Here is a 10,482-nt window from a genome sequence, read left to right as displayed (position 1 = left end):
GCCAGCCCGCGGGCGCCGGCCAGCCCGCCCGCGGCCAGCACCGGGACGTTCACCGCGGCCAGCACGCCCTGCAGCAGCGGCAGCGTGGCCACCTCGTCGCGGCCGTGCCCGCCGCCCTCGCCGCCGCGGGCGACCACGACGTCCGCACCGGCGCGTTCGGCCTGGCGGGCCTCCTGGGTGGTGCCCGCCTGGACGGCGACGGTGATCCCGGCGCGGCGCAGCGGCTCGACGTAGGGGGCGAAGTCGCCGAAGCTCACCGACACCAGGGCGGGCCGGGCCTCCAGCACCGCGTCGAGCTGGGCGGGGTTGTCGCGCAGTGCCCAGGCCATCAGCCCGATCCCGTACGGCCGCCCGCCCGCCGCGGCGACACCGGCCTGCTGGGCGATCCACGCGGCCGTGGCGGTGGGAGGCGGCCCGAACATGCCGAGCGCCCCCGCCGCGGACACGGCCGCCGCCAGCCGCCCGTCACCGACCCCCGCCATCGGGGCTGCGACCAGCGGGACCTCCAGCCCGAACCGCTCGCTCAGCCAGGTGCGTATCATCGCGTCCCCCTCACCCGCCCCACGGGTGCCGTGGGCGCCGCGGGGCCAGCGTAACCTCCGCCTGCCGGCCGCGCGGGACCTCGGCGGCCGGTGCCCGGCGGCGCACTGCGCGCCCACCTGGCGGGCACCTGCCCCATGAGCGGGCGCCGATGCGCCGCCGACCGTCGAGAGGTGCGCTGACGCCGGTAAACCGGCGGTCACGAACGCTGTCACGAACGCTGTCACGAACGCTGCCGCGGCGATTTCGTCGGTGGCGACGTCCATGATGGCGGCATGGCTTCATGGGAAGAGTTTGAGCGGCAGGCGCCCGAGCTGGCGAAGGTCGCGCGGCGGCTGATGGACTCCTACACCCACAAGGTCCTGGCGACGCTGCGCAAGGACGGTTCGCCCCGGGTGAGCGGGGTCGAGACGAGCTTGCGTGACGGGGAGCTGTGGACGGGGTCGATGGCGCGCGCAGTCAAGGCCGCCGACCTGCGGCGCGACCCGCGCATGGCGATCCACGTGACCTCCCGCGACCCCGAGGAGTCCGACCCGTCCGCGTGGGAGGGCGATCTGAAGCTGGCGGGCCGGGCGGTGGAGATCACCGACGAGGCGGTGCTGGCCGCGTTCGAACTGCCCGGCACCGGTTCGCACCTGTTCCGGATCGAGGTGCGCGAGGTCGTGTGGACCAGGGTCGACGGCAACGAGCTCGTGATCGAGTCCTGGCACGAGGGGGTGGGCGTGCGGCGGTTCCGACGCGAGTGATCTACAACGTAAAGGCGCCGGGCCGCCGCCCAGGCCGCCGTCCGCACTGCGGGCGGCGCGGAAGCGCCGCGCTGCGCCGGTGCGCGACCCGAGGTCGGTGCCCCGAGGTCGGTGCCCCGAGGTCAGTGCACGGAGAAGCCGCCGTCGACGAAGAGCATCTGGCCGGTGACGAAGGCGCAGGCGTCACCGGCGAGGAAGACGGCCGCGCCCGTGAAGTCTCCGGGCAGGCCGTTGCGGCCTGTCATGTGGCGGGCGGCCAGTTCCTCGACGCGGCCGGGGACGGCCTGGGCGGGCTCGGTCAGCGGGGTAAGCACGAAGCCGGGGATGATCGTGTTGACGCACACCCCGGCGGCCGACCACGCCTCGGCCTGGGAGCGGGTCAGCCCGGCGAGCGCGGCCTTGGCGGCCCCGTAGACGCCGCTGTTGCCGAAGGCGCTGATCGACTGCTGGGAGCCGACGTTGATGATGCGTCCCCAGCCGCGCCCGGCCATTTTCGGCCCGTGGTGCCGGCCGAGCAGGTAGGGAGCGGTGAGGTTGACGGCGATGGTGTGTTCGTAGTCGTCGAGGGTGAGGTCGGCCATGGGTTTGCGGATGTTGTTGGCGGCGTCGTTGACGAGGATGTCGATGTCGCCGGAGTCGTCGCAGACGCGCTGGACGTCGTCGCGCTCGCCGAGGTCGGCGCTGATCCAGGAGGCGGTGACGCCGTGCTCGCGCAGCCGGGTGGTGGCCTTGTCCAGCTCGCTCTCCCCGCGGGCCACGATCACGACCTCGGCTCCGGCGCGTCCGATGGCCTCGGCCATGGCGTAGCCGATGCCGGAGCTGCCGCCGGTCACGAGCGCGCGCCGGCCGTGGAGGGAGAACAGCTCCCGCAGGTAGTTCGACATGGACGGTCAAGCTAGCACCCGGCCCCCGCCCGGCGGGATCAGGGGCACGCGGCCCGGTCACGGCACGTGTACGAGGGGCGGCCGGAGAGAGGGGCGCACGATGAGAGGAAGCGTTTGCGCGCGAGAGGGCGCGGGGTTAAGCTCGAACATCCATCATATCAAGCCTTCACACACTTCCCGTTAGGAGTATACCACCGAATGACTAATCGTCAAGATGGTCTCGCGCAAGCCCTTGACGCAGAGCAGCGCACTGTGTCCTGGCTGTACGACCGCCTCGACATCGCGAGGGAGCGGGCGCGGGTGGCGCTGCGCGAGGTGTACGCCAGGGGCGGCTCGGGCTCGCGGCAGGCGATGGTCGAGCGTGAAGCGCTGGCGTCGGAGCAGGCGCGGCGGCTGGCGCAGTTGAACGCGGTCGAGCGCGGCCTGTGCTTCGGCCGGCTCGACGCGGGCGCGGGGCAGCGCACCTACATCGGGCGGATCGGGCTGCGCGACGAGGAGCACGAGTCGGTGCTGATCGACTGGCGGGCTCCGGCGGCGCGGCCGTTCTACGTGGCCACGGCGGCCTATCCGGGCGGGCTGCTGCGACGGCGGCATCTGCACCTGAAGGACCGGGTGGTGGTCGGCATCGACGACGAGGTGTTCGACCTGGAGGGGATGAGCGAGGGGGACCGGCGCACGCTGGTGGGCGAGGCGGCGCTGCTGGCGGCGTTGCGCCGGGGGCGTACGGGCCGGATGGGCGACGTGGTGGCCACCATCCAGAGCGAGCAGGACCGGGTGATCCGGGCCTCGTGGCAGGGGGCCCTGGTGGTGCAGGGCGGGCCGGGCACCGGCAAGACGGTGGCGGCGCTGCACCGGGCGGCGTACCTGCTCTACACCCACCGCGACACGCTGGAGCGGCGCGGGGTGCTGGTGGTGGGGCCCAATCCGATGTTCCTGCGCTACATCGGCCAGGTGCTGCCGGCGCTGGGTGAGACGCAGGTGGTGATGACCACGGTCGGGGAGATGTTCCCGGGGGTGCGGGCGCGGGCGGCGGAGGCTCCGGCGGCGGCGGTGGTCAAGGGCGACGTGCGGATGGCCGGGCTGCTGGCCGAGGCGCTGCGCGGGCGTCAGCGGGTGCCGGAGGGCGAGCTGGTGGTGGAGCTGGACGGGCTGCGGGCGCGGGTGCCGCACGAGACGTGCGCGCGGTTGCGCGAGCGGGCGCGGGCGGTGCGGCTGCCGCACAACATGGCGCGCAAGCTTTATGTCACCGAGCTGCTGAAAGAGCTGGCCAGGGCCGAGGCGCGGGCGCTGGAGGAGTCGTTGCACATCGAGGACCTTCAGGTCGAGGGTGAGCCGGAGCTGAGCGAGCCGCTGGACCTGGAGGGCGATCTGGACGAGCTGGACCTCGACCTGGCCTCGCGCCGGCTGTGGGAGGAGCCGGTGGTGCGGCGGGCGGTGGACGGCCTGTGGCCGGAGCTGACGCCGCAGCGGTTCGTGGCCGGGTTGCTGGCCTCGCCGGAGGAGCTGGAGGCGGCGGCGCCGTCCGGGCTGGAGTGGCGGGAGCTGGTCCGTTCGCCGGGGGCGGAGTGGACGGTGAGCGACGTGCCGCTGCTGGACGAGGCGGCCGAGCTGCTGGGCGAGGACGACTCGGCGCGCCGGGTGGCGGCCCGGCTGGCGGGGGCGGAGCAAGCCGAGCAGGAGCTGTACGCGGCGGAGGTGCTCACGTCGACGGGCGTGGCCGAGGCGGGCGTCTTCGACCGGGCCGACGTGCTGGCCGGCCGGCATGCCGACGACGGCGCCGATCTGACCACGGCCGACCGGGCGGCGGCCGATCGCGGCTGGGCCTATGGCCACGTGATCGTGGACGAGGCGCAGGAGCTGTCGCCGATGGCCTGGCGGATGGTGATGCGCCGGGTGCCGGCCAGGTCGCTGACGGTGGTGGGCGATCTGGCCCAGACGGGGTCGGCGGCGGGGGCGCGCTCGTGGGGCGAGGTGCTGGACCCGTACCTGGAGGGGCGCTGGCGGGTGGAGCGGCTGGAGGTCAACTACCGCACGCCGGTGGAGATCATGCGGGTGGCCGCCGACGTGCTGGCGGCGTTCGCGCCGGAGCAGGTTCCGCCGGTGTCGGTGCGTGAGGGCGAGGCCGAGCCGCGGGCGGTGCGCCTGGCGGCGGCGGGTTGGCCGGTGGGGCTGCCGGAGCTGGTGGCGGCGGAGCTGGCCGAGATCGGCGCCGCGGCGGGGGAGGGCCGGGTGGGCGTGGTGACGCCGGACGCGCTGCACGCGCGGGTGTCGGGCCTGTTCCCCGGGGGTGACCTGGACGCGCCGGTGGCGGTGCTGACGGTGGGTCAGGCCAAGGGGCTGGAGTTCGACGCGGTCGTGGTGGTGGACCCGGCGGGCATCCTGGGGCAGTCGCCGATGGGCGGCCAGGACCTGTACGTGGCGGTGACGCGGGCGACGCGGCGGCTGACGGTCGTGTACGAGGGTGCGCTGCCGCCGGTCCTGTCCCGCCTGAACTCCCGGGAGCCCGCGGAGAACCTGGTTTCCCGGGAGCCTGCGGAGAAATCTACAACGTAAAGGGCGCCGATCGGCTGCGAACCGGGGGAGGGCCCGAGCGGACCGGGTGGTCGTCGGCAGGGAGAACCGGTGGCCCGCCTGGCCATTCGCCGGTGGCGTGCCCGGTCATTCGCCGGTGGCGGAGAGCTTCTCTGCGACGGTGCGGATGGTGCGGGTGACCCGGTCGAGGGCGCGCAGGGTGTCGGTGTCGAGGTGGTCCATGATGCGGCGGTAGTGTTCGCTGCCGACGTTGTTGATGTCCTCGATGAGCCGGGTCCCGGCCGGGGTGAGCTCGACGCGGCGTACGCGGCGGTCGTGCGGATCCTCGTGGCGGCTGACGAGGCCGTGGGCGACGAGTCGGTCGACGATGCCGGTGACGGTGCCGAGGCCGACGCCGAGGCTGTGGGCGAGGTCCTGTCCGGAGGCGGAGCCGTTCAGGGCCAGGATCACGATGACTTTGAGCTGCCTCATGGTGAGGTTGGAGTCGAACAGCGGGGAGTGCTGCTGGGCGAACAGTCGCCCGAGGCTCCGCTGTGTCTCGGTGATCCGCTGGATCAGGTCTTCGCGTTCGTTGCTCACGCTCACCTCTCGCTTCCTGAGAAGGTTATCAGGAATGCTTGACTCCTCTAAATATTCGTACGAGGCGAAGTGTTAGTCTGGGGCGAACTCTTGGAGGGGGAGCCTATGTCCGCATTCGCCCGGTTGAGTCTGCTCAACCGCAGCCTGGTGATATTGGTGTCGCTCGTGCTCAGCGCGTTCGGCGTGTTCACGATCCCGCAGTTGAATCAGCAGTTGCTGCCGTCTTTGTCGTTTCCCGGCGCTTTCGTGATCGCCGCGTATCCCGGTGCGTCGCCGGAGATCGTGGAGGACCAGGTTACGGCCCCGCTTGAGGACTCCTTCCAGGGCCTGGCCGGGATGGAGCAGATGACCTCGACGTCGAAGGAGGGCCTGGCGCAGATCCAGGTGGCCTTCGAGTACGGCACCGACATCGAGGGCTCGCTGAACAAGATGCAGCAGGCCGTCAACGGGGTGACGCTGCCGGACGGCGTGGATCCGCAGGTGGTGGCGGGTAACACCGACGACCTGCCGGTGCTGGTGCTGGCGGTGGGCGACGGCGGCGACGAGCGGGCGATGGCCGACAAGCTGCGCCGCATCGTGGTGCCGGAGTTGCAGAGCGTGGACGGCGTACGGGAGGCGTCGGTCACGGGCACCCGCGACGAGGTCGTGACGATCAAGCCGGACTCCGGGAAGATGACGCGGGCGGGGGTGTCGGCGGCGCAGATCCCGGACGTGCTGAAGGCGAACGGCACGCCGATCCCGGCCGGGACGCTGACCTCCGACGGCCAGTCGCTGACCGTGCAGGTGGGGACGCGGGTCGACTCGGTGGCCAAGCTGAAGGACCTGTATCTGACGCCCGCGCAGCCGCAGCCGCAGGCCCAGGCGCAGCCCCAGCAGGGCCGCCCGCCGACCGGCCAGCCGAGCCAGGCCGCCGCACAGGCACAGGCTCAGGCGGCGCAGCCCAAGCCGCTCAAGCCGGTGAAGCTGGGCGACGTGGCGGAGATCACGCGCGGGCTGGCCGACTCGACGACGATCACCCGTACGGACGGCAGGACGAGCCTGGGCGTGTCGGTGACGATGGTGCCCGACGGGAACGCGGTGTCGATCTCGCACGACATCAGGGAGAGGCTGCCCGACCTGACCAAGGCGCTGGGCGACTCGTCGGACACGGCGGTGTCGGTGGTGTTCGACCAGGCGCCGTTCGTGGAGCAGTCGATCGAGAGCCTGACCACGGAGGGGCTGCTGGGTCTGGCGTTCGCGGTGCTGGTCATCCTGGTGTTCCTGCTGTCGGTGCGTTCGACGCTGGTGACGGCGGTGTCGATCCCGCTGTCGGTGGTGATCGCGCTGATCGTGCTGTGGGTGGGCGACTACTCGCTCAACATGCTGACGCTGGGCGCGCTGACGATCGCGGTGGGCCGGGTGGTCGACGACTCGATCGTGGTGCTGGAGAACATCAAGCGACATCTGGCCTACGGCGAGGCGAAGCTGCAGGCGATCCTGACCGCGGTGCGTGAGGTGTCGGGTGCGGTGACGGCTTCGACGCTGACGACGGTGGCGGTGTTCGCGCCGATCGCGGTGGTCGGTGGCATGGTGGGCGAGCTGTTCAGCCCGTTCGCGATCACGGTGGCGGTGGCGTTGCTGGCCTCGCTGGTGGTGTCGCTGACGGTGGTGCCGGTGCTGGCGTTCTGGTTCCTCAAGGCGCCGGAGCTGACGCCGGAGCAGGCGCGCAAGCAGCGTGAGGAGGCCGAGGCCAAGGAGCTGCGCTCGCCGTTGCAGCGGGCGTACCTGCCGGTGCTGCGGTTCGCGACGCGGTTCAAGCTGGTGACCATCCTGATCGGGGTGGCGGTGTTCGTCGGGACGATGGGCCTGGCGGGCGGGCTGCAGACGAACTTCCTGGACTCCTCGGGGCAGAACACGCTGTCGCTGACGCAGCGGATGCCGGTGGGCACGGACCTGGCGACCACCGACAAGGCGGCCGAGCGGGTCGAGGGCGTGCTGGAGGACCTGGACGGCGTGGAGTCGTACCAGGTGAATGTGGGTGGCGGCAACTCGATGATGGGCGGCGCGGGCGGCGGCGCGGACCGGGCGTCGTACTCGGTCACGCTGGCCGACGGCACCGACACCGCGCGGGTCGAGCGGGAGCTGCGTGAGCGGGTCGCGGGCCTGTCGGATGTGGGCGAGGTGACCGTCGGCGGTGCGGGCGGTGGCGGTTTCGCCTCCGACACCATCGACGTGATCGTGCGGGCGCCGGACACCGAGACGCTGCGTACGGCGACCGACGCGGTGAAGACCGCGATGGGCGAGGTTTCGGGTCTGCGTGACCTGTCGTCGAACCTGGAGACGAGCGCGCCGCGGGTCGAGGTCGTGGTGGACCGGGAGAAGGCGGCCGAGCGCGGCCTGTCGGACGCGCAGATCGGGCAGGCGGTGGCGCAGGCGTTCCGCGGTGCGCCGCTGGGTCAGGTGACGCTGGACGGCCGGTCGAGCGATTTGGTGCTGCGCGGCGCGGACGCGCCGGACGACGTGAAGGCGATCGAGGACCTCAAGCTCCCGACGGCCGGTGGGCTGGTGGAGCTGTCGTCGGTGGCCGACGTGCGTGAGGTGGCCGGGCCGACGCAGGTGACCAGGATCGACGGCGAGCGTTCCGCGACGGTGTCGGCCAAGGCCGCCGACGCGGGGAACCTGGGCGCGGTGACGCAGGACCTGACGGCGAAGCTGGACGGGCTGTCGCTGGGCGCGGGGGCGTCGTACGAGATCGGCGGCGTGTCGGCCGACCAGGCGGACGCGTTCAGCGACCTGGGGATGGCGATGCTGGCGGCGATCGCGATCGTGTTCCTGATCATGGTGGCGACGTTCCGCAGCTTCATCCAGCCGGTGATCCTGCTGGTGTCGATCCCGTTCGCGGCGACGGGCGCGATCGGGCTGCTGGTGGCGACGGACACGGCGCTGGGCGTGCCGGCGCTGATCGGCATGCTGATGCTGATCGGCATCGTGGTGACGAACGCGATCGTGCTGATCGACCTGATCAACCAGTACCGGGATCAGGGCATGAGCGTGGTGGACGCGGTGATCGAGGGTGGCCGGCGCAGGCTGCGTCCGATCCTGATGACCGCGGTGGCCACGATCTGCGCGCTGACGCCGATGGCGCTGGGGGTGACGGGTTCTGGCGGGTTCATCTCGCAGCCGCTGGCCATCGTGGTGATCGGCGGCTTGATCTCCTCGACGCTGCTGACGCTGGTGCTGGTGCCGACGCTGTACGTGGTGGTGACCCGCAAGCGGGACCGGGGGCCGCGGCACGCGGCGCCGTCCGGGCCGCGGGCGGAGCAGGCCGGCGCGGGGGCCGGCACTGGGGCGGGCAAGGAGGACCTGGCCGCTCACCCGGCGTGACCCTCGTTTCCGTGACGACGCCCCGGCGGGCCTGGCCCGCCGGGGCGTTCCGGTATTGTTGATCTACTTTGTAAAGGCCGTGGGTCGGTGCGCACAGCCGTTCCCTCCTTCAAGAACCTCTCGGCGACGGGCGGGGGTCTGCGTGCTGGGCGGCCGGTCTTGTGTGAATACACTTGTCCAACGTGACTTCCAAGCCGCGTATCCCCAATGTCCTGGCCGGCCGCTACGCCTCGCCGGAGCTGGCCCGTCTGTGGTCCCCCGAGTACAAGATCGTCGCTGAGCGGCGGTTGTGGCTGGCGGTGTTGCGGGCGCAGGCCGAGCTGGGGGTGGCGGTGCCCGATGGGGCGATCGCCGACTACGGCAAGGTGGTGGAGCGGGTCGATCTGGCCTCGATCGCCGAGCGGGAGCGGGTGACCCGGCACGATGTGAAGGCCAGGATCGAGGAGTTCAACGCGCTGGCCGGTCATGAGCAGGTGCACAAGGGGATGACCTCGCGTGATCTGACCGAGAACGTCGAGCAGTTGCAGATCCGCGACAGTCTGCTGCTGGTGCGTGATCGGGTGGTGGCGTTGCTGGCGCGGTTGGCGACGCTGGCGGAGGCGCACGAGGCGACGGTGATGGCGGGGCGTTCGCACAATGTGGCGGCGCAGGCGACGACGCTGGGCAAGCGGTTCGCGTCGGCGGCCGATGAGTTGCTGGTGGCGTATCGGCGGCTGGAGGAGCTGGTCGGGCGTTACCCGTTGCGGGGGATCAAGGGGCCGGTGGGCACGGCTCAGGACATGCTCGATCTGCTGGGTGGTGATCGGGGCAAGCTGGCGGAGCTGGAGCGGCGGGTGGCCGTTCATCTGGGGTTCGAGCACCGGTTCACGAGTGTGGGGCAGGTGTATCCGCGGTCGCTGGACTTCGAGGTGGTGACGGCGCTGGTGCAGTTGGCGGCGGCGCCGTCGTCGCTGGCCAGGACGATCCGGTTGATGGCGGGGCACGAGCTGGTGACCGAGGGGTTCAAGGAGGGGCAGGTGGGCTCCTCGGCGATGCCGCACAAGATGAACACGCGCTCGTGTGAGCGGGTGAACGGGCTGGCCGTGGTGTTGCGTGGTTACGCCTCGATGGTGGGTGAGTTGGCGGGTGATCAGTGGAACGAGGGGGATGTGTCGTGTTCGGTGGTGCGCCGGGTGGCGTTGCCGGATGCGTTCTTCGCCTTCGACGGGCTGGTGGAGACGATGTTGACGGTGCTGGACGAGTTCGGCGCGTTCCCGGCGGTGATCGCGGCTGAGCTGGGGCGTTATCTGCCGTTCCTGGCGACGACGAAGATGTTGATGGCGGCGGTGCGGGCGGGGATGGGGCGGGAGCAGGCGCATGAGGTGATCAAGGAGCATGCGCTGGCGGCGGCGCTGGCGATGCGTTCGCGTGGGGCGGCGAACGAGTTGCTGGATCTGCTGGCGGCCGATGAGCGGTTCCCGTTGGATCGGGCGGGGTTGGAGGGGTTGCTGGCGGATCGGGTGTCGTTCACGGGTGCGGCGGCTGATCAGGTGGAGGCGGTGTCGCAGGCGGTGGGTGAGGTCGTGGCGGCGCATCCGGAGGCGGCGGCGTATCGGCCCGGGGCGATCTTGTGATCAGGGAGTTGCGTACGGCCGGTGAGTTACGGGCGGCGTGCGGGGACGACGATCTGGTGATGTGGGTGGGTCAGGGCCTGCGTGGGGGTGCGCGGGCCTGGGCGCTGGGGGATGCGGTGGTGGCGGGTTGCCCGGGGGTGTCGCGGGGTGACCGGTTGGCGGTGTGGGGTGGTGTGTCGTGCGCGGTGGAGTTGGTGGGGTTCGCGCTGGGGGAGTTGGGGGCGT

At 71.7% G+C, this 10,482-nt stretch carries 8 protein-coding genes; 5 read left to right on the top strand and 3 right to left on the bottom strand.

Features of this window, described 5'->3' with window-relative positions; genetic code table 11:
* A partial coding sequence (locus ABD844_RS34335; RefSeq protein WP_344887224.1) for a nitronate monooxygenase occupies positions 1–542 on the bottom strand: 542 nt, incomplete at its 3' end.
* A 273-nt stretch (positions 543–815) separates the two neighbouring features.
* On the opposite strand from ABD844_RS34335, the gene ABD844_RS34330 reads away from it, so the two are divergent.
* A complete protein-coding gene (locus ABD844_RS34330; protein ID WP_344887222.1) occupies positions 816–1,286 on the top strand; it encodes a pyridoxamine 5'-phosphate oxidase family protein in 471 nt (156 codons plus the stop codon).
* Positions 1,287–1,408: 122 nt separating this feature from the next.
* On the opposite strand, the gene ABD844_RS34325 is transcribed toward ABD844_RS34330, so the two are convergent.
* A complete protein-coding gene (locus ABD844_RS34325) occupies positions 1,409–2,170 on the bottom strand; it encodes an SDR family NAD(P)-dependent oxidoreductase (protein WP_344887220.1) in 762 nt (253 codons plus the stop codon).
* A 252-nt stretch (positions 2,171–2,422) separates the two neighbouring features.
* On the opposite strand from ABD844_RS34325, the gene ABD844_RS34320 reads away from it, so the two are divergent.
* Positions 2,423–4,723, top strand: a complete 2,301-nt coding sequence (locus tag ABD844_RS34320) for a HelD family protein (RefSeq protein WP_425568708.1) — start codon at positions 2,423–2,425, stop codon at positions 4,721–4,723.
* Positions 4,724–4,828: 105 nt separating this feature from the next.
* Here ABD844_RS34320 and ABD844_RS34315 read toward each other — a convergent pair whose 3' ends face one another.
* Positions 4,829–5,281, bottom strand: coding sequence for a MarR family winged helix-turn-helix transcriptional regulator (locus ABD844_RS34315; protein ID WP_344887216.1), 453 nt, complete (start codon positions 5,279–5,281; stop codon positions 4,829–4,831).
* A gap of 105 nt (positions 5,282–5,386) precedes the next feature.
* Between ABD844_RS34315 and ABD844_RS34310 the strand changes: the two genes are divergently transcribed.
* The 3 genes from ABD844_RS34310 to ABD844_RS34300 all read left to right on the top strand — a co-directional run.
* Positions 5,387–8,644, top strand: a complete 3,258-nt coding sequence (locus ABD844_RS34310) for an efflux RND transporter permease subunit (RefSeq protein ID WP_344887214.1) — start codon at positions 5,387–5,389, stop codon at positions 8,642–8,644.
* 182 nt (positions 8,645–8,826) lie between these two features.
* Positions 8,827–10,257: an adenylosuccinate lyase gene (purB, locus tag ABD844_RS34305; RefSeq protein WP_344887212.1), complete on the top strand. Its 1,431-nt coding sequence runs from the start codon at positions 8,827–8,829 to the stop codon at positions 10,255–10,257.
* A partial coding sequence (locus ABD844_RS34300) for a hypothetical protein (RefSeq protein WP_344887210.1) occupies positions 10,254–10,482 on the top strand: 229 nt, incomplete at its 3' end. The genes purB and ABD844_RS34300, both read left to right, overlap by 4 nt.

The sequence above is a fragment of the Nonomuraea antimicrobica genome, assembly GCF_039536965.1.
Taxonomy (GTDB): Bacteria; Actinomycetota; Actinomycetes; order Streptosporangiales; family Streptosporangiaceae; genus Nonomuraea; species Nonomuraea antimicrobica.
The sequence above is the reverse complement of the archived record's forward strand: the minus strand, read 5'-3'. Positions and strand labels throughout refer to the sequence as shown.